The organism is Alteromonas sp. 4NS20-0143, assembly GCF_057542855.1.
In genome coordinates this window covers 275,567-300,547 of sequence record NZ_BAAJLR010000002.1, presented here as the reverse complement: position 1 = coordinate 300,547, position 24,981 = coordinate 275,567, and the positions used below count along the sequence as shown (strand labels likewise).

The following is a 24,981-nucleotide window of genomic DNA, read 5'->3' as shown; positions in this document are numbered from 1 at the left end:
TTAGTGATTTACCCTTTTTCTCAAGGCTGAGCGAAGACCGTCACCAACCACATTGATTGAAAGCACTAAGAAGAAAATTGCCATACCGGGAAGCGCGACATTCCATGGGGCTAAATAGGTCACATCCAGTCCGTCTGATAGTATTGCCCCGAGTTCCGGCAGCGGGGATTGTGCTCCGAGGTTTAAAAATCCCAGTGCCGAAATATCAATAACGGCGATAGACAGCGCTATTGTTCCTTGCACTACCAGCATTTCAGTCATGTTGGGTAAAATGGAATAGGTAAATAATTGCCATTTGTTCGCACCGTCTAGCTTCGACGCCACAATGTAATCTTTTTTCATTTCAGTACGCACGAGGCTTCGGGTGTGGTGCACAAACTGAGGTATGAGCGCAAGGGTAATTGCCCACATGCTGTTCACCAGTCCAGTACCAAAAATAGCCACAATAATAATAGCGATAAGTAAGGTGGGAATTGCCATTAGCGCGTCTGGCAGGTGGTTGGCAATACTTGAACGAACGCCGCGAAGCATGCCCGCAAAAGCGCCGAGGCTTACGCCAACCAGCATGGCCAATACCACGGTAATAAATGCAGAGCCTAGGGTTACTCGGCACCCATAGATTACACGAGTAAAGAGGTCTCTCCCTAAGGAGTCGGTGCCGAATAAATGGGAAATTGAACCATTACCCGTCCAACTTGGTGGTACTAACAGGCCATCGATATTTTGTTCATTAACCCCATAAGGCGTTAACAACGGAGCAAACAACGCAAATACAACAAACACGCAAAGCAGCACAGCACCTGCCATTGCAATGTGACTCTCTTTAAACGCGCGCCACGTGCGCTGCCATGGCGAGGGGTGAAATTCTTCTTCGTACAAACTATATTGCGGCATGCTCGTACTTCTCTCTGCTAGGATCGATGAGTCGATTAAACATATCAACCGTAATGGTGAGGGTGATAACCAGCGTTGATACTGCCAGCATGCCTACTCGTAGCGCAGGATAGTCCCGCTGATAAATAGCCTGAATTAACCAATTGCCAATTCCCGGCCACGAAAATAGTGTCTCTACGATCATTGTGTTGGTTATAAGGGTCGTAATCTGAATTGCCATCAGTGGCAATATAGGAAGCAAAGCGTTTCTTAAAATGTGTCGAAAGAAAATCTGCCAACCTGACAATCCTCTAGACACTGCTGCAGCAATGTAGGGTTGATGCCTAGCATCAATAACCGAGCGCCGAGTTATTCGCACCATGGAAGCGGTTGAAACTGCGCCAATAGCAACGGTGGGAAGGGTTAAATGGGACAGGGCATCTTTAAATGCCAGGCTTTTGTTTTGCATGTCAGAAAGTAAAATATCCAGCAGTATGAAGCCGCTTACAGGCTCTACATCGAATAGCAAACTTATTCGACCAGAAAGAGGCGCTTTGTCTAATTGCAGACTGAACACAAGAATTAGCAAGAGCGCTAGCCAAAAAACAGGAAAAGAATAGGTGGTGATGCTGCTCGTGTTAATTATGTAGTCAGAAGTTGAGTAGCAGCGCATTCCAGCGTAGTACCCCAGAGGAATACCAACAAAAAGGGCAATCATGATTGAATAAGTGGCAAGCTCAATGGTAGCGGGCATTGCTATGCCAATCTCATCTCTCAAGGCAATGCCCGAGGTAAAGCTATACCCCCAGTCTCCCGCAAATAGGTTAGAGAGGTAATAGAAAAACTGGATAAAATAAGACTGGTCAAGGCGGAACTGACGTTCTAAAGCAAGACGCTGAGCGTCATTGGCAGGAACAATGCCAGTGAGGTTTTCTAACACATCACCAGGAAATAAATAGGCCAGCGAGAACGACATGACGGCTAACACTAAAAGCGTCAGGACAAAGAGAATGCTGTAGCGTGCTAAAATCCGAATCACAGTACTTTTTCAACTCCACCAAAACGGACACCGCCAAAGGGATTAATGGTCATTCCCTTAACTTCATTTCTGTAGGCTTGATAGCGATAGGCATGGGCAATTGGCACCAACGGAAGTCGCTCATACATGAGCCTGTTCACTTGATGATAAATAGCCCGTCGTTTATCGAGGTCTTCTGTTTTCAATGCCTCGTTAATAAGCCTATCATAATCCTCATCGCACCACATGGCTCTATTGGTGCCTGAGGGAATAGCGCCGCAGCTAAGCAGAGGGCGGTAAAAGTTATCGGGGTCGCCGTTATCCGCAGACCAACCTATCAATACCGAGTCGTGCAAACCTTCTTGTAGGTGGCGTCTAAACGTCTTCCAGTCATACGTGACTATGTTGGCTTCAACACCCACCTCTCGCAGGTATCGCTGAATAAGTTCTGCCATCTTAATTGCATTGGGATTGTAGGCCCGTTCTACAGGCATAGCCCAAATCGTCATTGAAAAGCCCGGCTCAATGCCGGCTTCAGCAAGCAAGCTTCGCGCTAGCACAGGATTATACGCCGTATCGTCTGCATCGTTTTGATAAGCCCAGCTGGCGGCGGGTAACAGGCTCTTCGCACGAGATGCACTGTCAAAATACACCGCCTCTAACAACGTATTTTTATCGATAGCGAAAGCGAGTGCCCGTCTTACGTTTGGGTTATCAAAAGGAGGCCGCTGTGTGTTGAAGGCCCAAAACCCAATATTCAGTCCTGGTTTTTCTGCTAACGTGAGATCTTCTCTATTCCTGATTACTTCAAGCTCTGTTTGTGCAGGAAATGCAGTAGCGTCGCATTCTCCCGTCATCAGCTTAGCCAGGCGAAGTGAGCTACGGGGAGTAATATCAAAAATAAGTTGTTTTACGCTAGCGCTTGGGGCTTTTTCAACTGTCGCTTGATTGAGGTCTTCGCCGTTCGCAACATTCTCTTCGGCAGAAAGATCTCGGTCGCTAGCCAAAATGCCGTCATTGTCATCACTATTTTCTTCAAGAGCACGCCAATAGTCCTCATGGTGGAGGTATTTGATGTAGCTATCTTTGCGAAAGCTATCAAATCGGTAGGGTCCGGTTCCAACCGGCAGCTGATCGATTTGGCTAGGATTACCTTGTTCGAAAAGTTGTGCCGCATATTCTTCGGATAATATGACGGCAAAGTCAGTGGCCAAATTGGCTAGAAATGAACTGTCTCGACGCTTAAGAGTAATTTCAACGCGATAGCCATTCACTCGCGTTACGTCAGCAATGTTGTCTGCTAAACCTAAGCTTTCAAAATAGGGATAGCTGCCGCTTGATACGTTGTGAAATGGATGAGATTCAAGTCTCCAACGATCGATACTGAATATGACATCGTTGGCATTAAAAGTACGGGTTGGTGTAAAAAAGTCAGTGGTGTGAAACGCAACGTCTCTTCGCAGTTGAAACGCATACGTTAAACCGTCTTCTGAGATTAACCAACTGCTTGCTAAACTTGGCACTATGCGGCCAGAGTCGGGGTCGAAGTCAAGTAATCGGTCGTAAAGTTGATGGGAAGTGGCATCTGACGTTGTACTTGAGGTATCAAGCTGGGGATTAAAAGTAACCGGGTTACTTTCAGAACAATACACTACGCCAGTATTGTAAAAGGGCTGCTTGTTTTGCTTTGCACAGGACACCACAAGTAAGGCCGTGCCGGCGCAAACAGCAACGCGCTTTATAACACTGCTCATCATATTAATTGCCTCAATTTTTACGCCCCAGCCTTTGTGATTCAGTTTTTACGGTTCAGCCTTTGCGGATAAAGCCTTATGCAGCTGTCTATAAGCTCACGCTTCTAGGTCCTGCGCAGATGAATCTAACAGGTTGTACTTTTTCAAGTAACCCCTTAGCTGATGATACGTTAGGCTGAGTTTTTCTGCTGTTTTTTTCTGATTAAACTGACTATCTGATAACGCTTGCTTAATAATATCAATTTCAAACTGCTGTGAACGCTCTTTTAAATCGATAGGGTAATCAACAGCAATAGAATCTACCTTTGATGAAAGCTCTTGGAAAGACTGCTCATCTGCAGCATTGCCTGTATTCTGCGGCAGTGTTTCTGAGTTCGCTGTGTCATTTGCTGCATTATTTGCTGTGCTATTTGCTGTGTTGTGCGTTGAGGCTCTGTCTTGCGTTGAGACTCTATCCTGCGTTGAGACTCTATCCTGCGTTCGCATTCTATTTTTTGGCCTAAACGCAGATTCAAAGGGGTCGAGTACAATTTCATGCACTGGCAGGTGAGGGTTATTCGTTCTGTATACAGCGCGCTCGACAACATTTTTAAGTTCACGAATATTGCCAGGCCACTCATACTCGAGTAGCGTGCGTTTGGCTTTTTCGGTGAATCCGCTAAAAAGCTCCATTTCCAGCTCGCGAGCCATATTAATTGCGAAGTTTTCAGCTAGCATCATGATGTCTTCTCTTCTTTCGCGAAGAGGGGGAATAGTAATAACATCAAAGGCAAGGCGGTCGAGCAAGTCTGCTCTAAATTCGCCAGCATCAGCAAGGGCCGGGAGATCTTCATTTGTCGCTGCAATAAGGCGTACATCAGTTTTGACCGACTTACTGCCACCCACACGTTCAAATTCGCCATATTCGACTACGCGAAGTAACTTCTCCTGAATAAGCCCTGATGTGTTTGCAAGTTCATCGAGAAAAAGCGTACCGTTATGAGCCACTTCGAAGCGGCCTTCGCGACGCTTAGCCGCTCCGGTAAATGCGCCCGCTTCATAACCAAAAAGCTCACTTTCTAAAAGGCTTTCATTCAGTGCAGCGCAATTGAGCTTGACGTAATTCTGGTCCCAGCGCTTCGATAAAAAGTGCAAGCGAGCAGCAATTAGCTCTTTACCTGTCCCGCGTTCGCCGATAACTAACACGGGTTTGTCTAAAGGGGCAATTTGCGAAATTTGCTCTAAAACTTCTAAAAAGCTATTTGCTTGGCCTAGCAAATTATCTTGTTGGCGATATCGACTCATTAAATCTCTCAATAGTTAGTCATTTCGACTAATAAATAGTGTAGAACAAAAAAAATTGATAAACGAGCATTATTTAAATTTAAAAAAAGGTTTTGTATTTAGGTACTTACGAGTTTGAGCAGATTGGCAAGCATATTGAATACTCTTCTATACAGAATTATTCAATATGTCAGTCATAGTTTCACAAGAATACATGACGACCAGATTTTCATTAAGAGGTAATTATTATGGGTATCTTTTCGCGTTTTACAGACATTGTGAACTCAAACATAAACTCATTATTAGATAAGGCGGAAGATCCTGAAAAGATGGTTCGTCTCATCATTCAGGAAATGGAAGATACGTTAGTAGAGGTGCGCTCTGCTTCAGCTAAGACCCTTGCCAATAAAAAAGATATTGTCAGTCAAATAGCGAAGTACGAAAGTGACGCAGCTGACTGGCAGTCAAAAGCAGAGCTTGCACTGAGTAAGGATCGCGAAGACCTTGCAAGAGCGGCACTGCAAGAGAGGAAAAAGTCTGCAGAAGCAGCAGAGACATTAACCAAAGAATTGGCTATTGTTGATGCTCAGATCAGTAAACTGCAGGATGAAATTGGCCAGCTACAAGATAAGCTTGCTGACGCCAAAAGCCGTCAAAAGACCATCATTATGCGTCAGAAAACAGCGAGCTCTCGTCTTGAAGTTAAGAAAACCTTGGACAGCACCAAAGTGGACAACGCAATGGGGCGGTTCGAGCAATACGAGCGCAAAATTGATGACCTAGAGTCGCAGGTTGAATCTTATGACTTAGGTCAGAAGTCGCTGCAAGATGAATTTGCAGAGTTAGAAGCGGGTGACAAAGTAGAAGACGAATTAGCAGCGTTGAAAGCAAAAATGCAAAACGCCAAGAAAGATACTGAAAAGTCTGAATAATAAAAAATAACGAGCTGCTCCGACGTTATGCGGAGCAGACTGATCAGAGTTTGTAGGAGAATTCGAGATGGAAGAAGGCATGATCGCAATTATTGTAATGCCACTAGTGGTTTTCACAATTTTTGTAGCACCCATATGGTTAATTTTGCACTATCGCAGCAAGAAACAAGTCAATCAGGGATTAAGTGCTGAAGAGTACGCAGCGTTGAGCACATTAGCCGATAAAGCGGAAAAAATGAGCGAGCGTATTGAGACATTAGAAGCGATTCTTGATAGCGAGGCTCCTGAGTGGAGGAATAGAGCATGAGAAACGGTAAGCAGCTCTACCGCAACCCGGAAAAGGCAAAAATAGCGGGTGTTTGTTCAGGTGTTGCGGAGTACTTCGGCTTAGAAACATGGTTAGTGAGAATTTTAGTTGTCACAGGTTTCTTCCTTCTTGCTGGGCCTTTCATCTTTGTCGCCTACATTGCCGCGTGGTTTATTTTAGACAAAAAGCCAAAGCATTTGGATAACGCACAGCCTACGCCTCAAGCTTTTTCACGGGGTAAAGGTTGGACAAACCCAAACCGTGGGCAGGTAAAAGAAACGAAGGTCGAGGTGAAGACTAAGGTGTGGCAGGCTGGCGAACCACCAAAACAAGCCTTTCACGATATTAGAAATCGATTTGAAAAAACAGAGAATCGATTACGTAAAATGGAAACCTATGTAACGTCAAAAGAGTATCAGCTGAACAAAGAAATTAGTCGACTGTAAGCCTGACCAATGTACTGATTGAAAACCACCCTTATGGGTGGTTTTTTAATTTATATCATAGAGTTAGATTTTGATGTAAAAACATTGTTACAGTGATCTTAGTGGCTCAATAGGGGCAAATGCTTCTCGTAAAGCGGTTTTTGGTTAGACTACAGTCCACGTAATTAGCAACTCATTGGTTTTAGAAGTTATGCCAAAAACAACTCAATATGCATCGCGAGAATCTGACGGTAGCGGCCATATCGCCTGGTCGACAGAAGAAAATCAAATATGGTCAGAACTTTATTCAAGACAAATACCCTTGGTAAAAGAGCGCGCGTGTGACGAATACATCGAGGGTTTGAGATTGCTTAACTTGAGCGAAAACTGCATTCCTCAATTACCCGATATTAACCGTGTATTGCTAGAGAGAACCGGCTGGCAAACCGCAGAAGTACCTGCGTTAATTCCATTTGGTGAGTTTTTTCGTCTGCTAGCAAATAAGCAGTTTCCTGTGGCAACGTTTATTCGCTCACGTGAAGAGTTTGATTACCTGCAGGAGCCAGATATTTTTCACGAAGTATTCGGGCATTGTCCACTACTGACTAACCCTGCGTTTGCGCACTTTACGCATACTTACGGAAAATTAGGGCTGGCAGCGAGTAAAGAAGATAGAATTTATTTGGCGCGCCTTTACTGGTTTACCGTTGAGTTTGGCTTGGTGAAAGCCAAGAACGAGCTGAAGATTTACGGCGGAGGAATTCTCTCTTCACCGGGTGAAACTATTTATTCGCTAGACAGCGACGTACCAGTAAGAAAGCCACTCACCGCTACAGACGCATTAAGAACCCCTTATCGCATCGATATCATGCAGCCACTGTATTACATTTTGCCAGAGTTTGACCATCTGTTTGAATTAGCGGAAATGGATATTATGGCGTTAGTAGAAAAAGCGAAGTTTCTTGGTTTGTTCGCACCCTTGTTCGAACCAAAAGAGAAAAAGGCAGGCTAGTTTTTGTGAACGGTCGCACAAAAGCGAAAAAGCATACTTAACAAAAAAGCATAAACAAAATACTGAATAAAAAGTATATCTGGCAGAAAGGAGACGACTCAGTCTCCTTTTTTATTTGCACCAATTCGTATCCCACTGTTTACAAACTCACAGTTTTTTAATCTTTAGTAACAATTATCTTGTTATCTTTTTGTAAAAGTGTGATATCTTGTACATAAATCTTTACAACAATATACATACCCTATGCGCCTAGAAATCAGTTGTCAGGACCGCCTTGGTATCGCCCAAGATGTTCTGGATATTCTCGTGACTAAAGAAATAGACCTTCGGGGAATCGAAATAGACCCTGTGGGTAAAATCTTCCTCAATTTTCCTAATATAGAATTTGAAGACTTCCAGCATCTCATGCCTCAAATTCGTCGAATAGACGGTATAGACGACGTCAAGACCACGCTTTTTATGCCAGGGGAAAGAGAGAAGAATCAGCTTTCAGCAATACTACGCACGCTACCAGACCCTGTTTTCTCTGTTGATGCCAAAGGCAATATCTTACTGTGTAATGAAGCAGTAAGTGCTGGCTTAGAGCTTCCTGCCAGTGATATAGACGGAATGGAGATTGCCGAGGTTGTTAAAGGGTTTAACTTTACGAAGTGGATGGATGGAAAAAGTCCAGGCCCCCAATCTTCAAAGGTGAAGTTCATCCAGCAGGATTATCTGGCCGACATGCTGCCTATTACGGTAGCGGACGGAGAGAAGAAAAGTATCATGGCTGGCGCGGTGGTCATTTTAAAATCCGAAATGCGCCTCGGCCAGCAGTTCACGGCATTTCACCAGTCGCCCACAGACAGTTTCGATCGTTTTGTAACAGAGTCATCATTTATGAAACGTGCGGTTCATGAAGCCAAAAGAGTAGCGGACTTAGACGCACCTATCCTCATATTCGGTGAAACTGGCACAGGTAAAGAGATGATCGCGCGAGCTTGTCATCAATCAAGTCGTCGCAGTGAAGGGGCATTTTTAGCATTAAACTGTGCCTCGTTACCCGACAGTGTTGCAGAAACTGAGCTTTTTGGTTGTGCAGCAGGAACCTACAACCAGTCTAGCGGCAAAGTGGGCTTGCTCGAGCAAGCAAAGGGCGGCACCTTACTACTTGATGAAATTGCTGATATGTCGTCGCAACTGCAAGCAAAACTATTAAGAGTGCTTGAAGACGGTGAGTTCAGACGCGTAGGGGATGTGGAGCCTGTCTCTGTAGATGTACGCTTTATTTGTACTACTTGCCGCGATCTAGGCCAACTGGTAGAAGAGGGGCGCTTTAGAAAAGAGCTTTATTATCGCTTAAACGTGTTAAGCCTGGTAATGCCGTCGCTCAAAGATAGGCGCCAAGATATTGTTCCTCTGGCAGAGTCTTTTATCTTGCAGCACAGTACCAAGCTGGGTCGACGACCTGCTAAGTTAAGTAAATCTTGCGTCGACTTTTTGCAGCAATATCCTTGGCCAGGAAATGTGAGGCAGCTGCAAAACGCCCTTTATCGTGCGCTTTCCTTGCTCGATGGCAAAGAAATAACCAAAGAAGATATTCAGCTTCCAAGCTGCGCCCCAAGCGTTACCTACATTGATGAGAATTTTGAGGGTACGCTGGATGAAGAAGTGAAGAAGTTTGAGAAAGATTTATTAAAGCGTCTGTACCCGTTCTATCCCAGTACCAGGCAGCTTGCTAAAAAATTGGGCCTTAGTCATACCGCCATTGCCAATAAGCTGCGCGAATATGGCATTAATAAGGCGACAGTTAAACTGTAGAGCGCTCACTTTTCGCTGTTGCAAGCGTGTTGTGATAAGTTTACAACACCCTTGCAGCTAGCGTCGGCAGGCAATTGCCAGCAATTCTCCCTTACGCCCCGTACATCCTTTCTTACAGCTTATTAAAACTTGTGGCTGTGCACACTTCTCTTTCCCCTACATGTAATGGCATAACTGTACTTATACTTAAGCAAACGTGCCCTAATTTACTTAGTGCTTATCGAGGAAAAAAGAATGAAGCTTGCTACATATAAAAATGAAACCCGCGATGGGATCCTTATGTTGGTATCACGAGATTTGTCTAGAGCGAGTGCCGTGTTAGACATAGCGCCAACAATGCAATATGCCCTCGATAACTGGCAAGAAGTTGCGCCGCAGCTACAGAGCCGATACGAGCAGTTAAATGATAATGACGGTGACAGTGTGCAATTTGACTCAACTCGCTGTGAATCTCCATTGCCGAGAGCGTTTCAATGGGCAGACGGCAGTGCTTATGTGAATCATGTTGAGCTGGTAAGAAAAGCACGGGGTGCTGAGATACCGGAGAGTTTCTGGACCGATCCACTGATGTACCAAGGTGGCTCTGACGATTTCATTGGGCCAAACGACGATATCATTTTGCCAAGCGATGACTGGGGAATAGATTTTGAAGGCGAAGTTGCGGTAGTTACCGACGACGTGCCTATGGCATGCACACCAGAGCAAGGCGCTGAACGCATTCGCTTAATCATGCTGGTAAATGACGTTTCCCTTCGCGGCCTAATTCCGGGTGAGTTAGCCAAAGGGTTTGGCTTTTTCCAATCCAAACCAGCCTCTAGCTTTTCGCCAGTAGCGGTTACGCCTGATGAACTCGGTGATGCATGGCAAGATAACAAAGTACATCTGCCGTTGCGCTCGACCTACAACGGTGAGCTATTCGGTAAGCCTGAAGCAGGACAAGATATGACTTTTGATTTTGGTCAGCTTGTTGCCCACGCCGCTAAAAGCCGTAACTTAGGTGCAGGCGCCATCATAGGCTCGGGAACCGTATCGAATAAGCAAGGCACCGAGCACGGCTCAGCAATCAGCGAAGGCGGTGTAGGTTATTCCTGTATTGCTGAGGTGAGAATGATTGAGACAATACGAGATGGCAAGCCAACCACCCCGTTTATGCAGTTTGGCGATCGTATTCGCATGGAAATGCTTGATGACAGTGGCGTCAGTATTTTTGGTGCTATCGAGCAGCAAGTTAAGCCTTTGCGCTAAACCTATCAATCGTTAACATGTGTAGAGGAACTATAAGATGAGTATTAAGCTTCACGGTTACTGGCGTTCTACTGCTACTTATCGCGTGCGTATAGCGCTCAATTTAAAAGGTGTAGACTACGAATATGTGCCGGTTCATTTAGTTGCCAATGGCGGCGAACAGCACAGTATGGATTACACCCGCTTAAACCCGGCTCATCTTGTTCCCACGTTTGTGGATGAAGACGAAGACATTATCTTGAATCAATCGTTAGCCATCATAGAGTATCTCGATGAGCGCTATGAGAGCGACTTTCGTTTAATTCCAGAGCATAAAACAGAGCGTGCGAGAGTAAGGGCGCTCGCCCAGGACATTGCTTGTGACATTCAGCCTGTGGGAAACCTTCGTGTGTTAAATGCATTAAAAGGTACGTTTAATGCCAGCCAAGATGATGTGTCTGTGTGGGCAGCCCATTGGATAACACTGGGGTTCGATGCTATTGAAAAACGACTGCAAACTCAGTCAGGAAAGTATTGCTTTGATTTTGACGTAACCATGGCCGACATATGTTTAGTGCCTCAAGTTTACAATGCGAAGCGCTTTAATATTGATATGGACCAATATCCCCTGATAAGCAAAATAGCGGACAACTGCAATGCCCTTGAAGCTTTTGAAAAGGCTAAGCCAGAAAATCAAATCGATGCTAGTTAGATTTCGTATAGAAGAAGCTTTGGGTTTGATTTAGAGCTAAAGAGGGGCGGTTTTTTACTGCCCCTTTTTGTATCTACTGGCGCTTGATTGGAAGTTCGGTGGTGTTTTTCACTTGCTTGAGTGCAAATGTAGAACTGAGGTGATCAACTAACGGTAAATGTGTCAGTTTTGTTTTCAATAAAAACTCATATTCTTCAATACTTTCTACAATGACTTTAAGCAAATAATCCTTCTCGCCACTGGTTGTATGACACTCCACGATTTCATCAATATTCTGCACTGCCGTTTCAAAATCTGTCAGTGAGTCACCATCGTGATTTTTAAGCGTGACATAGATAAAAACAGACACACCAAGGTTAAGTTTTTTGCTATTTAGCAAGGTCACTTTTCCTAGGATAATGCCATCTGCTTCCATTCGCTTCACACGTCGCCAGCACGGAGTATGAGAGAGCCCGACTTGTTGGCTTAAATCAGCCATAGAGACGGTGGCATCTTGCTGTAGGACGCGTAAAATTTCACGGTCAAACTTATCTAATTTCATAACAGTTATGTCCATCGTTTTTATGATGTTCATTATATAGTAAAAAAAATTATAGGATAGCTGTCCTAGTAAAATAGTGTTCATTTCTTTTCCGTTTCGGTTTGTAAAAACCACATGAGAAACTCGCAACGCTTGTCCTCAGCGTATTCAGCTAGACTAGACGGATTAAACAGCAAATAAAAATAGGGAACGTATGTCAGTCTTCGATCATTCAGAATTTGATAATCACGAGCACGTGGCTTTTTATCACGACGAAAAAGCGGGCCTTAGTGCCATTATTGCAGTGCACAATACCAATCTTGGACCTGCACTCGGTGGTTGCCGCATGTGGCCATACGTGAATAGTAGTGAAGCACTTACGGATGTGCTTCGATTATCAAAGGGGATGACATACAAAGCAGCGCTTGCCAATTTAGAATTAGGCGGTGGCAAGTCAGTTATTATTGGCGACCCTAGAAAAGCAAAAACACCAGAAATGATGAAGGCAATGGGGAAATTTGTAGATTCTTTAGGCGGCAAGTATTTCACCGCAGAAGATTCTGGTATTGCTGTAACTGACTTACAAACAATGGCTGAAGAGTCTGACTATATTGCTGGTGTTAGCGCGAAATATCACTATGCAGGTGAAGTACCAAACGGCAACCCAGCCCCTTCTACAGCCTATGGCGTGTTCGTTGGCTTAAAGGCGTCTGTTGAGTTTGGATTAAAGCGCAGCCTAGATGGTGTTTCAGTTGCTATTCAAGGCATGGGGCATGTTGGCTACAGACTGGCTAAGCATTTACATGAGCAGGGCGCAAAGCTTTATGTTGCAGATATCTTCCCTGAAGGCATAGAAAAAGCGCAAAAAGAATTTGGCGCCACCGTGGTAGCGCCAGAAGATATTCTAAGTTTAGACGTAGACGTGCTCGCACCGTGTGCGTTAGGCGCTGCAATTAACGACCAAACGCTGCCAGATATAAAAGCGAAAGTCATTGCGGGCGCGGCAAATAACCAGCTTGCACGAGAAGAAATGGGCGAGTTACTCAGCAAGCGTGGCATTCTTTACGCACCTGACTACGTTATTAATGCCGGTGGTGTTATCGATATCTTCCATCAGCGTATGGCATCGAGCTCAAATGAAGCATTGCGTGCTCACATTGAGCAAATCGGCGACACGCTCAAAGAAATTTATGAGCGCGCGGAAAAGGAAAATACAGCGACTAACCGCATTGCTAATGTGATAGCTGAAGAGAGATTTTCTAATAAGGCTTGAAACTTAGCATTCAAATAGTCATAATGCGCCCCGCAATGAGGAGGGCGCAAGCTACTTACTAATTGCAGTTTTCTATGGTGGGCTTTTGGTCCTCCCGCAATGATACTCTGTGAACTCGGTCAGGCCTGGAAGGGAGCAGCCGCAGCAGACGACTCATGTGCCGGGATGTGGCTGGAGGCCCGCCACCCAAACCTCCCCCAATATTTCACTGTCAACTTTTTTGTTTTAAGTTCTTTTGAGTCCATACTCTCTGTTTTACGATGTAATATAAGCTCACTCAACAAAGCGCTTACTATTACGACGATAGAATTAAACTAATCGTTTTTTAAGTCTTCAGCCGCTAAATTTACAGAAGCTTCCGTTTCCATATTCATGGATTCAGTGTCTTCAGAGTCTGGCCCGTGTGGCTTTTCATTCTTCTCAGCATCGTTCAAAAAACGCAGCGCCTTGCTGATTGCATATTCTACGTTCATTTCCATTTGTCTACGTTCGCTTTGAGGTAGATAAAATGCCATGTCTACTTCAAAGCGAATATATCGCGGCGGTACTTGGTTTAACGCTAAACAGCATAAGTCGGCCAAATAATCCGCTGTTTTGGTCTTATCAAGACCAAGCTTCGCAATTCGCTCTAACACCAAATGCTCGTAATAGTTATGAATATCATCATCGAGTTTCATTTTACTTACCTCAAACACATTGAGTATCGACGGTCACGGGCGATACTTCTTTTAAATATTGGACAGTATTTTATACGCACAACACTAGGGCGTGCTGCCCTTTTTTGTACGATTTTTGGCCTAAATGGAAGCATTTTAATCGCGAAACAGTCCTGTAAACCTAGTGGGCTAAGTCAAAGGGCTGTTCCAAAGAGTAAAATGCTTCCATAACGCCCCCTTCGGGCAGCGCCTGTGAGCTATTTACACTGCGTTGAATGGTTTCGATTTAGCCCGCTAGAACTTCAACCATTCGCCTTGTTTAAATAGCTCACAGACCGCTGCAAAAATGTACAGAAAAGGTCAGCACGCCCTTAACTACTGAATAGAGAGTGCTCTATCACTATAAAGGTATAGCCTGTATTCTATATAAGTCGAGTAGGTGAGACTGAATCTCAAACCTTTAACTATCTCAAAAGCAGTCAAAAACACGCAAAATAACTAAAATAAAGCAATTACAGAGAAGAACACGATGAAAAAGAATATCGAACCCTGCTACTACGGTGATTATTTGCAGCTGGATAAAATTCTTGGCGCACAAAAACTCCAAAGTGCGAAATATTCCGATGCGGCCCATGAAGAGATGCTGTTTATCATAGTGCACCAAGTTTACGAACTGTGGTTTAAACAAATACTGCATGAATTAAACGCGACCATAGATACCTTCAATCAAAAGGTAGTAAAAGACCAGCAGCTCACTCAAGTTGTCCACCGCCTTCAGCGGGTCATTACCATACAGCGATTGATGAATGATCAAATTGCGGTAATGGAAACTATGACACCACAGCAATTTCTTTCATTCAGAGATTATCTTGTACCTGCGTCTGGCTTTCAAAGCATCCAATTTAAGCGCTTAGAAATATCGCTGGGGTTAAAGCGTGAGTTTCGGGTGGATTTTGATAAGCAAAGTTTTTATAGCCGATTAAGCGACGATGACAGAGCATTATTAGAAGGCTTAGAAGCAAAGCCAAGTTTATTTGACCTTGTAGACAAATGGCTATCGAGAATGCCCCTGCTAAAAACAGATGACTTTGACTTTTGGCACTATTACAAACAAGCCACAGATGAAATGCTAAGCGACGACCACGAGACGATATCAACCAACGATACGCTCTCGACAACAGATAAACGCCAAGAGTTAAAAGACTGGCAGTCGACTAAAGAAAACTTTGATGCGCTTTTTGATCACGCAAAATTTGAAGCGCTTCGCAAAGAAGATAAGTTTAGATTGAGTCACGAGGCGTTATTGTCTGCACTATTTATAAAGCAGTATTCAGAAGAGCCGGTTTTTAATCTTCCATTTCAACTTATCACTGCACTGACTGAAATTGATGAGCAATTAACTATCTGGCGTTATCGTCATGCCATGATGGTACAGCGAATGCTCGGCACAAAAATTGGAACAGGCGGTTCGTCGGGACATCACTACTTAAAGCGAACAACCGAATCAAATCGCATTTTCCTCGACTTCTTTAACATGGCGACCTTTCTTTTGCCTAAAGATGCGTTGCCAGAGTTACCTGATGCCATTAAACGTAAACTCGGTTTTTACTTGAGTGAGTAAATAAGAGAGTGCCAGCAAAATAAAGTGAAATTGATGCAAATGTAACAAAACGTGTCGTCAAAGTGCGAGAAATTGAAAATCGGTTGTATGAAAAATGCACATTGCATTAAAACTATACGGTACTCTGAAAAAAATGTAATGAGTACCGTTTGTGTACTCTAGGCTTTACGTTTTCTGACTTTGTTAAAAAATAAATTGAACTTTTCAGCATGCACTTGTAACTGCATGTATTGACCCCCGGCCTTTTTTTGTATTAAGTAAGGCACAGGGCAAAGCCCGATCATAAAAAGTTCGTAAAAACGAAATAAAAAACACACAAATAAAGTACTAGGTCCAGGGAGACTTACATGTTTAAAAATTCTAAGTTGGCTACGTCAGTCAAGTTAGCTTGCGTATTGGGTTCTGCACTCGCAGTATCTGCAAGCAACCTTGCCATGGCACAAGAAGCAACGAATGACAAATCTGCTGAAGAAGCAGTTGAGAAAATCTCGGTAACAGGCTCACGCATCGCCCGTGCTGAACTTTCTACTCCAGCCCCTATCGTGTCAATTGGCGCAGAGCAGCTTGCCCGTTTCGATACTCCAGATTTGGGTAGTATATTGGCAGAACTTCCAGCAGTTGGCGCAGGCTCAACGCTTATCGGGAACAACAACAGCAACGCGAACGCGGGTTTAAGTTCTCCAAACCTGAGAAACCTAGGTGTTAACAGAACACTAACTCTTGTAAACGGTAAACGTCACGTTGCTGGTGCGCCTGGCTCATCTGCGGTTGATACTGGTACGGTTCCAGTATCTCTTATCAAAACCGTTGAAGTTGTAACAGGTGGTGCATCGGCAGTATATGGGTCTGATGCAATCGCTGGGGTTATCAACCTTGTGATGCGTGATGATTATGAAGGCTTCGAAGTTAATGCCCAAGGCAGTACAGATACCAATGGTATTGGCGTTGAAAGCTTCCGCTATAACTTCCTTGCCGGTGCTAATACGGATGACGGACGTGGTAACGTTACCTTCTTCGTTGAGAATCAAAGAATTTCAGAGGTGTTAACACCTGAGCTTCAACAAGCGAGAGCGTTTGGTACAGTTATTAACCCAGATGATACAGCTGAAGACGACGGCGTTGCAGATAGACTGACAGTACCTTTTGTAGGTTCAGAGTTTATTAACAGCACCACCGTTTTGAACCCATTTGGTGGTGGTCCTCGCATTACCTTCAACCCAGACGGTTCACCGGTTGACCAAGTATCTCGTGACCTTACAAACAGCTTCGCATTCGGTAACTTTACTGAGCGATTTGACACAGTGTTCTTCGGCGAAGACTTTGAAAACTTTACGCCTAAGCAAGACCGAGTAACGGTTGCGTCAACGTTCAAATACGACATAAGCGACAATGTTCGCGTATATGGCGATATTAAATATGTTGATACTGACATCGAGCAACAATTCCAGCCATCGTTCCGATTCGGTAATATCACTATTGATGTTGAAGACAATGCGTTCCTAGACCCAGCTACTAGAGCGCGTCTACTAGACGGCGGTCAAACAAGTGTGAGCGCAGCGCGTTTCTTCACTGATATTGGTAACCGTTCTGCATCTAATGACCGCTCTATGTTTAGAGTTGTGACAGGCTTTGAAGGCTTCGTTGATGTTGGTGAAACCATGTTAGATTACGATATCTCGTATAACTATGGTCAAACAGACAACACTCGTCGCACGCTTAACGACCTAATCCCAACCAACTTTGTAGCAGCAGTTGACTCAGTCATCGATCCAGAAACTGGTTTAGCAGCTTGTCGTAGCCAAGTGCCTTCAGCGCAAGGTGAAGGCTATGAAGATCCTGCGCTGGTTAATGGCGGCAACTGTGCACCGCTGAACATCTTCGGTTTCAACCAAGGTTCAGATGCAGCAAAAGATTTTGTTTCTGGCAACGTAACGCGTGAGGATAGCATTTCACAAGAAGTATTCTTAGCCCAGTTCTCTTTTGATACGTCTGCTTTCCTAGAGCTACAAGGTGGCGCGATTGGCGTTGCATTTGGTTATGAAAACAGAACTGAGACGTCTGAAACAACCACTGATGAATTTACTAAAGCAGGTTTCTTCCTAGGCGCAGCGACGCCAGATGAAGAAGGTAGCTTTGATGTAGATGAATTCTTTATGGAAGTTCGTCTTCCCATCTTAGCAGATATGGAATTCGCTAAAGAGTTGTCTTTAGATGCTGCATTCAGAACGGCTGATTACTCTCACGCGGGTACTGCCGACGCTTGGCAGGTTGGTTTAGTCTACGCACCGTTTGACGACGTGAGAGTACGTGCACAGATTGGTGAAGCGGTACGAGCGCCTAACGTGACTGAAGCATTTAGTCCTCAATCACCTGGTTTCGCTAATATCAACGATCCGTGTGATGCCGACAACATTTCGGAAGATCCAGATAGAGCGGCAAACTGTGCTGCCTTGGGTATTCCTGAAGGCTTCCAAGCAAACGATAACGTAAGTATTGACATCATTTCTGGCGGTAACCCAGACCTAGATTCTGAAACAGCGAAAAGCTTCACTTACGGTGTTGTATATACACCTACGTTCCTTGAGAACTTCTCTGTTACAGTAGATTACTATGATATTGAAGTAGAAGACGCGATTACGTTTATCCAGCCGCAAGATATTCTAGACCTTTGTGTTAATGGTTCTGCTGGTCTAGACGCTGCATTCTGTGGACAGATTACCCGTGACCCTACTACCAACGATGTTGACCTTGTAACGTCTGGTTATGCTAACGCCGGTGCTCGTACATCACGTGGTGTTGACTTCCAAGTTCGCTACCTTGCTGACTTAGCAGAGTTTGGTTTAGACCTTCCTGGTGAAGTTCGTTTCAACGTGTTCGGTACTAGAAACCTTGAACTTAACCTGTTTGCTTTCCAAGACCGTCCAAATGAAGCAAATGCTGAAGCTGGCGAAGTAGGTGATTCTCGTGACCAGCTAAACACGAGTGTTGACTACAACGTTGGTGATTGGAACTTCAACTGGTCAAGCCGTTTCCTTGAAAGAGCAGCGCGCTTTGACGTTACACCTGAGGCACTTGGTGGTGCAGGTTCAACTGAAGATTTGGATATTCCATTCGTTGGTTCAATCTGGACTCATGACTTAGGCGTTCGTTACAATGTAAACGATGACACTAGCGTATTCGTTAACATGCGTAACGTGTTTGATAAAGTACCTCCGGGTTACACGTTCAACCCACTTTACGACTTAGTGGGTCGCAGAATAACAGCTAGCGTTCGTATGAGCTTCTAAGAGCTCCTTCTAACTAACGTGTTATTTTAGAAAATTAAAGTGAAAAGCCTGCGCAAGCAGGCTTTTTTTATACCAGTTTTTATACCAGTAATGTCCCGCTCATGATGTGCTTATTGTAAAACGCATCTCATAACAGGTATTTCTCTTCGATACACACCGCTTACCTTAAATTCCTTTTCAATGCACTTCTTAACGCAGTTCTGCGGTTAAAAAAAATACAAATTAATTAATTACGTCCGGCGTTCTCGCCAAAAATGAAATTTTTTTTAAAATGTAATCAAAAAACGTAACATGTTAAATAATGTGAGGTTTTGTAAATTTCGTATCTTTATTTGTACAAAATTTGCAAATAAGTGAAAAAAAATTGAACTTTCTACGTGTTTCGTAATGCATGGTGTGTTGACCGCTCGCTTGTGTTGTGGGTATTATCCGGCTCGAGGTTTCCACCTTAACTATAATAAATCGTTCTAAACGACTCATAACTACCTCAGACAGTAGGTAGCCCAGGGAGACATACATGTTTAAAAAATCTAAAATCGCCACTTCTATAAAGTTGGCGGGCGCACTTAGTTTTGCAGCTGCTGCAAGCATCAGTGCACCGGTTTTCGCTCAAGAAGACGCTCAAGTTGATGAAAAGAGCGTAGAGAAAGTTCAGGTTGTTGGTTCGCGTATCCGTAAAGTTGACTTCGTAAGTAACGCACCAGTAGCAACAGTTGGCATCGAGCAGTTCGAACTAACTAACTCAGTTAACACTGAAGCACTTCTTAACACACTTCCTCAAACAGTTCCTGGTCTTGACCGTTCATCGAACAACCCAGGTGGCGGTATTGCAACTGTTGACCTTCGTGGTTTAGGTACTAACAGAACGCTTGTACTTGTAGACGGCATTCGCGCTGTTCCAAGCACAGCTGGCGGTACGGTTGATATCAACACTATTCCAGCGGCGCTAATCGAGAACGTTGAAGTTCTTACTGGTGGTGCATCAGCGGTATACGGTTCTGACGCGGTAGCAGGTGTTGTTAACTTCTCGCTTAAGAAAAACTTTGAAGGCGTAGATTTCAACACAAGTTTTGAAACCACCGAAGAAGGCGATGCTGAAATTTGGAACGGTTCATTAACACTTGGCGGAAATTTCGCTGACGACCGTGGTAATGTTGTAATAAGCATGCAGTACACTGAACGTTCAGCGCTTTTTGCTGATTCTCGCGCTATTTCAAGCGTTGCGTTAACTGATGCTGCAGACGAAAACGGCAACCTTTTCCTTGAACCATTTGGTTCGTCAGGTGTCCCTGGGACATCGATTTTCAGTAGTGCATTCCCTGATTCATTTGGCGGTGCAGCTATATTCAATCAAGACGGTAGTATTCGACCGTTCGTTAGAAGTGGTGCGGTAAACGACCAATATAACTTTGCTCCGGTAAACTACCTTCAGCTACCTCAGCAACGCCATAACATTACAGCAATGGGTCATTTTGAATTAAATGATACAACTGAACTGTATGCACGCGGAAGCTTTGCAAATAGTGATGTTCCTCAGCAACTTGCCGCTACACCGATATTTGAAACTTCTACTTTTACACTTGATGGTAACCCGTTCATCGACCCGGCAGCACAGCAAATACTTTCAGATGCTTTCGGTGACTCGCAACTTGATGCAAACGGCAACCCAGTACTTAATGCTGCTGGTGAAGAGGTTCTAGCTGACATTGATGGTGACGGAATTGCTGATACTGCATCTGCACTCCTTCGTCGTCGTCTTCTAGAAGTTGGTCCACGTATTGTTGAAGATGACAATACTATGTTCTCTATGCTAGCTGGGCTTCGAGGTTCTTTCGGTGATTCTGCTTGGACTTATGATGCATACTTCCAAACTGGCCGTGTAAATCAAAACTCTATCCAACTAGGTAATGTAAATGTTGGTCGATTCCAGCAATCCTTACTCCTTAACACTGACCAAGAAACGGGCGAAGTGATACTTGATGCCAACGGTAATCCTAGCTGTGCCGATCCAAGTGCGAACGGCGGGTTAGTAGGTTGCTCACCAATGAATCTATTTGGTGAAGGCAATATCTCTGACCAAGCAGCAGACTTCCTTCGTACACGTGTTAATTCATCATCAGAGTATGAACAAAAGCTTTATGGCTTTAACATCAGCGGCGACACCATGGATTTCTTTGAACTTCCTGGCGGTCCAGTTGGTCTAGCATTTGGTTTTGAACGCCGTGAAGAAAGCTTCTCGTTTGACCCGTCACAAGATTTGGCTGCAAGCACCATTGCAGGCTTTAACGGTTCAGGTCCAGTATCTGGTGAGTTTGATGTAAACGAGTATTTCGTTGAAGCATACGTACCGCTTGTAGAAGGTCTTGAGTTTGCTGAGCTAATCGACCTAGAACTAGCCTATCGTTACGCTGACTGGTCAACAGTTGGTGGTGTAGACGCGTTTAAAATTGCCGGTTCATGGACAATCAACGACGTAGTTCGTGTACGTTCAAGCTTTAACCGTGCTGTACGTGCGCCAAACATTGGTGAATTGTTCTCTCCTCAGAACGAAGGCTTCCCGCCTGCTGAAGATCCATGTTCATCGCAAGCAACTGACCAATCAGCTGCAGTAAGTGCAATTTGTACAGCTACTGGTGTTCCAGCTGATGCAGTATTTACTCCTACATTAGACGCAATTTCTGGTCAGACTCGCCAGATAAGTGGTGGTAATCCGAATCTTCAGGAAGAATCTGCTGATACCTTCTCTTTAGGTTTTGTTGTTACGCCTATGGATGATTTAAGTGTATCAATCGATTACTTCGACATTGAAATTGAAGACGCAGTATTCGGCTTCGGTGGTGGTACTAACAACGTTCTACAGAAGTGTTATGATCCAGAAGATGAGCTAGGCGGTGCAGGCTCAGCATTCTGTGACGTAGTAAATCGTCGCCCTGATGGCTCTATCGATTTCGTAGAAATCCTTAGCCAGAACGTTGGTGCGCTTAAGCTAACTGGCTTCGACGTTGTAGCTGACTATGCAGCGGAAGTTGCTGGCGGCAACATGCGTATTAACTACCTTGGTACATACACAACCGAGAATTCGTTCCAAACAGCTGTTGGTGAGCCAGTAGTAGATTGTGCTGGTACATTCGGTAATACCTGTGGCGAGCCTACTCAAGAGTACAGCCACCGTATGACAGTTAGCTGGGGTATGGATGATTTCGACGCTCAGTTACTGTGGCGCTTTATCGGTGCAACAGAAGATGACGCCGACGGTACTACATACTTCCAAGAAGACACCGGTTCATTCAGCTACTTCGACCTTTCTGGTACATACCACTTAGGCGAAAACTATCGCTTGAATGCAGGTATTCGTAACTTGTTCGATCGTGAAGCGCCACGTTTTGGTGGTAATGCTGAGCAGTCAAACACTTACCCTGCAACATACGATGTGTTCGGTAGAACTTACTTCGTAGGTGTTACTGCTAGCTTCTAAGCTTAGTTGTTAGACAAAAAGGTGGGCATTATTGCCCACCTTTTTTTTTACGTAAAAGGTAGATAATGAACTCAGTAGAAGAGTGGAACCAATATTGGAACAGTGCCAGTGCACCTCAATCCGATGCCTTGTTTACAGACGCTGAAGGTAAAGCGATAAATGATTTTGTTGTCTTTTGGGAAGACTGCTTTAGCGACAGTGATAAAGACTCGCACATCCTTGATGTAGCATGTGGTTCTGGTGCGTTATTCAAAAGTCTGTCTAACTTACCCTTTAGCAATATCGCGGGGATTGATTGCAGTGAGCATGCACTAGCGCTTTTTAAAGAAGCCTTTCCTCACTCCCGCACTATGCTAAATTCATCTAAAGAGCTTCCCAGCGACGTTATAGGCACCTTTGATAAGGTTGTCAGCCAGTTCGGTATTGAATACTTGGGTAAAGAGACGTTAGCCAAATTGCCGTCGCAGCTAAAGAAAGGCGCAGAATTCGTCGCGCTTTGTCATTATCAAGATGGACACATTCACAGCCGCTATGCCGCTGAAAAAAATGCGCTGGTGTTGCTGTCTGAATTAAAGGCAGTTGAACAAGCAAAACAACTGGCAACTGACTTATTTGTGAACCCAGACAGTGTTTTGCCGTCGATGTCGGCTTACTTCAAAACTCTTGAGGCTAATAAGCAGCATTGGAATGGGGGGGCTTTACACTTTATTCAAGGCGCTTACCAACTGCTTGGAAACTATAAGCAATACAATAAGAATGATATTGTGAATTGGATAGAGGGTATGGATAAGCAGCTACAGCTTGCTTACCAGAGAGTATCGGCCATATGTGACGTTGCGCTTTCAATGCAAGATGTAGACGATATTATTGCTATTTCCAATCAAGACCATCAATGTTGGACTGCCAAGCCCTTTTATATGGCTAGTAGCAAACTTCCCGTAGCATGGGAACTAAGATTCAAAAAAGTGTAGCAACTATGTACGACCTACAAAAAACCTTGAGCCTGCATCAAGAGGGTAAATTAGACATCGCGGCAAAGAGTTACCAGGCTTTGCTCGCAAAGAGCCCTAATGATATCAATGTCAATTTTCTGTATGGAAAGCTGCTCAACGATACACAGCAGCCTAAAAGGGCAGAGGCATTATTGCGTAAAGCATATAGTGCGGTCTCGACAAATGTGGGCATTTTAACAGAGTATGCAAAATGCATGTTGTCGTTAGGTAAAGGCGAGGACGTCATTGGCCTACTGTCGAATCATTGTAAAACATCGGTAGAGCTGTCAAAGCTCTTTCTTAAAGCGCAGCACCTTGTGTGTAATACCGCCGAACTTACCCAGCACTATCATAAACAGTTATCGTACTGGAATGACTCAAGCAGCCTGATGCTAGTGATGGCTCAGCTTTGTGATGATAGGGGAGAGCACACTGCTTCATGTGATATCTACCTTAAGATTCTCAATAAAGACCCTAACAATGTATTAGCTCTTCATAATTTAGCCACAATTAAGAGACGGCTAGAGTTGCCTAATGACGCTCTTGTGTTACTTAAACGAGCACAAACACTGGGTCTCGACTCTTTTCAGTTGCACCATAATCTGGGTAATGCTTTTTCTGATCTCAATGATATCGACAGCGCAATAGCCGCATATTCAAAAGCGATATCGCTTAACGCCTATTATATTGATAGCTACAAAAATTTAGCCGCCCTTTACAGTGAATCAGGCGACATTGGCTCTGCAGTCGCGCTGTATGAAAACGCTATATCTGCCAATACAGTATCTAAAGACATCATTCTAGAATTGATAAGAAACTATTTACGTGTAGGAAACACTGAAAAAGCAAAACTGCTGATTTCAAAATATTTTTCTGCTGGCGAGGGCTTTGCAAAAGACAGTGTTGATTTATATGACACTGACACCGACACCGACACCGACACTGACGGGGACATTGCGCTGGTTAATGCCGAAATAAAATATCTAGAAAATGATATTGCAGGTGCTTTTGATGCGCTATTTGGCACAACAAAGGACATAAAGTCAGACAAGGTACTGCTTCAGTGCGCAAAGTATGCAATTCAAACAAACAATACGTCTTTTGTTTTAGAACACATGCCTGAACTCACCAATAATAAAGACAGTGCAGTGATGGCAAAAGCCTATCTCACTCTTGCCGAGCGTTTGTCAGGCCAAAACGCCCATAGGCAAAGTTACTGTCACTATGAAAGCCTAGTTAAGACTTTTGAACTTCCCGATGCTATATCTCGTGATGGTGCTGCCGATTTTTGTAATAAGCTAAGTGCCTATCTATCCACTCAACACACAGCCAAATCTGCGCCTTTGCAACAGACATTGAACGGAGGAACTCAGACTAGGGGCAATATATTCTCTCAGACTGACAACGAGCTCATTGTATGCTTAAAAGCATTTTGCGAACAGTCAATTAAAGACTATATAAGCGAACTTGATAGAGTCGCGCAGGCTCATCCATATCTACCCGCGTTGTCTAACGACATAAAATTTGTCGGTGCCTGGTCGGTAAATTTGAGTAACAAGGGGTACCACACAAACCACGTGCATCCAGAAGGCGGCTTGAGTGCGGTGTTTTACGTAGATATACCTAATACTCTTAGTGAAAGTAATGAAGAGGGGCATCTCGTGTTTGGCAAGCCTAACTTTGATTTGCCCCAAGATTTAACCCATGAATATTCAGTCATGCCAGAAATAGGTAAGCTGGTTGTGTTTCCCTCTTACTTTTGGCACGGAACAATCCCTTTTCATTCATCAGAAAAACGACTGACTGTCGCCTTCGATGTTTCATCCTAATTAACCTA

At 44.1% G+C, this 24,981-nt stretch carries 18 protein-coding genes, 1 other RNA gene and 1 pseudogene; 14 read left to right on the top strand and 6 right to left on the bottom strand.

Annotated elements, in window-relative coordinates:
- The 4 genes from AC27HD_RS05030 to pspF form a co-directional block, all read right to left on the bottom strand.
- A complete protein-coding gene (locus tag AC27HD_RS05030; protein ID WP_032094446.1) occupies window positions 1–894 on the bottom strand; it encodes an ABC transporter permease subunit in 894 nt (297 codons plus the stop codon).
- Window positions 881–1,912, bottom strand: a complete 1,032-nt coding sequence (locus AC27HD_RS05025; protein ID WP_349379149.1) for an ABC transporter permease subunit — start codon at window positions 1,910–1,912, stop codon at window positions 881–883. Before AC27HD_RS05025 ends, AC27HD_RS05030 begins: the two co-directional genes overlap by 14 nt.
- On the bottom strand, window positions 1,909–3,648 hold the full coding sequence (locus AC27HD_RS05020) for an ABC transporter substrate-binding protein (protein ID WP_487104221.1): 1,740 nt from the start codon (window positions 3,646–3,648) through the stop codon (window positions 1,909–1,911). The genes AC27HD_RS05025 and AC27HD_RS05020 overlap by 4 nt, the downstream gene beginning before the upstream one ends.
- A gap of 93 nt (window positions 3,649–3,741) precedes the next feature.
- Window positions 3,742–4,929 (bottom strand): phage shock protein operon transcriptional activator, encoded by a 1,188-nt coding sequence (pspF, locus tag AC27HD_RS05015; protein WP_487104219.1) that lies wholly within the window; start codon window positions 4,927–4,929, stop codon window positions 3,742–3,744.
- 227 nt (window positions 4,930–5,156) lie between these two features.
- Here pspF and pspA point away from each other — a divergent pair, with 227 nt between their 5' ends.
- The 7 genes from pspA to maiA all read left to right on the top strand — a co-directional run bounded on the left by pspA (window position 5,157) and on the right by maiA (window position 11,320).
- A complete protein-coding gene (gene pspA / locus AC27HD_RS05010; protein WP_487104217.1) occupies window positions 5,157–5,840 on the top strand; it encodes a phage shock protein PspA in 684 nt (227 codons plus the stop codon).
- 67 nt (window positions 5,841–5,907) lie between these two features.
- Window positions 5,908–6,147 (top strand): envelope stress response membrane protein PspB, encoded by a 240-nt coding sequence (gene pspB, locus AC27HD_RS05005; protein ID WP_032094451.1) that lies wholly within the window; start codon window positions 5,908–5,910, stop codon window positions 6,145–6,147.
- Window positions 6,144–6,593: an envelope stress response membrane protein PspC gene (pspC, locus tag AC27HD_RS05000; protein WP_032094452.1), complete on the top strand. Its 450-nt coding sequence runs from the start codon at window positions 6,144–6,146 to the stop codon at window positions 6,591–6,593. Before pspB ends, pspC begins: the two co-directional genes overlap by 4 nt.
- 190 nt (window positions 6,594–6,783) lie before the next feature.
- Window positions 6,784–7,584 (top strand): phenylalanine 4-monooxygenase, encoded by an 801-nt coding sequence (gene phhA / locus AC27HD_RS04995; RefSeq protein WP_487104215.1) that lies wholly within the window; start codon window positions 6,784–6,786, stop codon window positions 7,582–7,584.
- Between the two features lie 243 nt (window positions 7,585–7,827).
- Window positions 7,828–9,384 (top strand): transcriptional regulator TyrR, encoded by a 1,557-nt coding sequence (gene tyrR, locus AC27HD_RS04990; RefSeq protein WP_032094453.1) that lies wholly within the window; start codon window positions 7,828–7,830, stop codon window positions 9,382–9,384.
- 234 nt (window positions 9,385–9,618) lie between these two features.
- The gene (locus AC27HD_RS04985) at window positions 9,619–10,629 is read left to right on the top strand and encodes a fumarylacetoacetate hydrolase family protein (protein ID WP_487104213.1); all 1,011 of its coding nucleotides are present in this window, start codon (window positions 9,619–9,621) and stop codon (window positions 10,627–10,629) included.
- A 37-nt stretch (window positions 10,630–10,666) separates the two neighbouring features.
- Window positions 10,667–11,320 carry a maleylacetoacetate isomerase gene (gene maiA, locus AC27HD_RS04980; protein WP_032094455.1) on the top strand — a complete coding sequence of 218 codons (654 nt, stop codon included), beginning with the start codon at window positions 10,667–10,669 and terminating at the stop codon, window positions 11,318–11,320.
- Window positions 11,321–11,393: 73 nt separating this feature from the next.
- On the opposite strand, the gene AC27HD_RS04975 is transcribed toward maiA, so the two are convergent.
- Window positions 11,394–11,861 carry an Lrp/AsnC family transcriptional regulator gene (locus AC27HD_RS04975; protein ID WP_032094572.1) on the bottom strand — a complete coding sequence of 156 codons (468 nt, stop codon included), beginning with the start codon at window positions 11,859–11,861 and terminating at the stop codon, window positions 11,394–11,396.
- Between the two features lie 193 nt (window positions 11,862–12,054).
- On the opposite strand from AC27HD_RS04975, the gene AC27HD_RS04970 reads away from it, so the two are divergent.
- Complete coding sequence (locus tag AC27HD_RS04970) at window positions 12,055–13,113, top strand: Glu/Leu/Phe/Val dehydrogenase dimerization domain-containing protein (protein WP_032094456.1); 1,059 nt, start codon at window positions 12,055–12,057, stop codon at window positions 13,111–13,113.
- A gap of 83 nt (window positions 13,114–13,196) precedes the next feature.
- Window positions 13,197–13,293, top strand: an RNA gene (ffs, locus tag AC27HD_RS04965) — signal recognition particle sRNA small type.
- Window positions 13,294–13,520: 227 nt separating this feature from the next.
- Here ffs and AC27HD_RS04960 read toward each other — a convergent pair.
- Window positions 13,521–13,790, bottom strand: a pseudogene (locus AC27HD_RS04960) (late competence development ComFB family protein); the annotation flags it as partial.
- Between the two features lie 508 nt (window positions 13,791–14,298).
- On the opposite strand from AC27HD_RS04960, the gene AC27HD_RS04955 reads away from it, so the two are divergent.
- The 5 genes from AC27HD_RS04955 to AC27HD_RS04935 all read left to right on the top strand — a co-directional run bounded on the left by AC27HD_RS04955 (window position 14,299) and on the right by AC27HD_RS04935 (window position 24,973).
- Window positions 14,299–15,390: a tryptophan 2,3-dioxygenase family protein gene (locus tag AC27HD_RS04955; protein ID WP_032094457.1), complete on the top strand. Its 1,092-nt coding sequence runs from the start codon at window positions 14,299–14,301 to the stop codon at window positions 15,388–15,390.
- Window positions 15,391–15,737: 347 nt separating this feature from the next.
- Window positions 15,738–18,677 (top strand): TonB-dependent receptor domain-containing protein, encoded by a 2,940-nt coding sequence (locus AC27HD_RS04950; protein WP_487104210.1) that lies wholly within the window; start codon window positions 15,738–15,740, stop codon window positions 18,675–18,677.
- Between the two features lie 517 nt (window positions 18,678–19,194).
- Complete coding sequence (locus AC27HD_RS04945; RefSeq protein WP_487104208.1) at window positions 19,195–22,152, top strand: TonB-dependent receptor domain-containing protein; 2,958 nt, start codon at window positions 19,195–19,197, stop codon at window positions 22,150–22,152.
- A gap of 65 nt (window positions 22,153–22,217) precedes the next feature.
- Window positions 22,218–23,123, top strand: coding sequence for a class I SAM-dependent methyltransferase (locus tag AC27HD_RS04940; RefSeq protein WP_487104206.1), 906 nt, complete (start codon window positions 22,218–22,220; stop codon window positions 23,121–23,123).
- A 5-nt stretch (window positions 23,124–23,128) separates the two neighbouring features.
- Window positions 23,129–24,973, top strand: a complete 1,845-nt coding sequence (locus tag AC27HD_RS04935; RefSeq protein ID WP_487104204.1) for a putative 2OG-Fe(II) oxygenase — start codon at window positions 23,129–23,131, stop codon at window positions 24,971–24,973.
- Window positions 24,974–24,981 lie beyond the last annotated feature (8 nt).

What these genes read in the sequence shown, in the direction of transcription:
- AC27HD_RS05030 (WP_032094446.1), bottom strand. Translation starts at nt 894, where the DNA reads ATGCCGCAATATAGTTTGTACGAAGAAGAATTTCACCCCTCGCCATGG.
- AC27HD_RS05020 (WP_487104221.1), bottom strand. Translation starts at nt 3,648, where the DNA reads ATGATGAGCAGTGTTATAAAGCGCGTTGCTGTTTGCGCCGGCACGGCC.
- pspF (WP_487104219.1), bottom strand. Translation starts at nt 4,929, where the DNA reads ATGAGTCGATATCGCCAACAAGATAATTTGCTAGGCCAAGCAAATAGC.
- pspA (WP_487104217.1), top strand. Translation starts at nt 5,157, where the DNA reads ATGGGTATCTTTTCGCGTTTTACAGACATTGTGAACTCAAACATAAAC.
- pspB (WP_032094451.1), top strand. Translation starts at nt 5,908, where the DNA reads ATGGAAGAAGGCATGATCGCAATTATTGTAATGCCACTAGTGGTTTTC.
- pspC (WP_032094452.1), top strand. Translation starts at nt 6,144, where the DNA reads ATGAGAAACGGTAAGCAGCTCTACCGCAACCCGGAAAAGGCAAAAATA.
- phhA (WP_487104215.1), top strand. Translation starts at nt 6,784, where the DNA reads ATGCCAAAAACAACTCAATATGCATCGCGAGAATCTGACGGTAGCGGC.
- tyrR (WP_032094453.1), top strand. Translation starts at nt 7,828, where the DNA reads ATGCGCCTAGAAATCAGTTGTCAGGACCGCCTTGGTATCGCCCAAGAT.
- AC27HD_RS04985 (WP_487104213.1), top strand. Translation starts at nt 9,619, where the DNA reads ATGAAGCTTGCTACATATAAAAATGAAACCCGCGATGGGATCCTTATG.
- maiA (WP_032094455.1), top strand. Translation starts at nt 10,667, where the DNA reads ATGAGTATTAAGCTTCACGGTTACTGGCGTTCTACTGCTACTTATCGC.
- AC27HD_RS04975 (WP_032094572.1), bottom strand. Translation starts at nt 11,861, where the DNA reads ATGAAATTAGATAAGTTTGACCGTGAAATTTTACGCGTCCTACAGCAA.
- AC27HD_RS04970 (WP_032094456.1), top strand. Translation starts at nt 12,055, where the DNA reads ATGTCAGTCTTCGATCATTCAGAATTTGATAATCACGAGCACGTGGCT.
- AC27HD_RS04955 (WP_032094457.1), top strand. Translation starts at nt 14,299, where the DNA reads ATGAAAAAGAATATCGAACCCTGCTACTACGGTGATTATTTGCAGCTG.
- AC27HD_RS04950 (WP_487104210.1), top strand. Translation starts at nt 15,738, where the DNA reads ATGTTTAAAAATTCTAAGTTGGCTACGTCAGTCAAGTTAGCTTGCGTA.
- AC27HD_RS04945 (WP_487104208.1), top strand. Translation starts at nt 19,195, where the DNA reads ATGTTTAAAAAATCTAAAATCGCCACTTCTATAAAGTTGGCGGGCGCA.
- AC27HD_RS04940 (WP_487104206.1), top strand. Translation starts at nt 22,218, where the DNA reads ATGAACTCAGTAGAAGAGTGGAACCAATATTGGAACAGTGCCAGTGCA.
- AC27HD_RS04935 (WP_487104204.1), top strand. Translation starts at nt 23,129, where the DNA reads ATGTACGACCTACAAAAAACCTTGAGCCTGCATCAAGAGGGTAAATTA.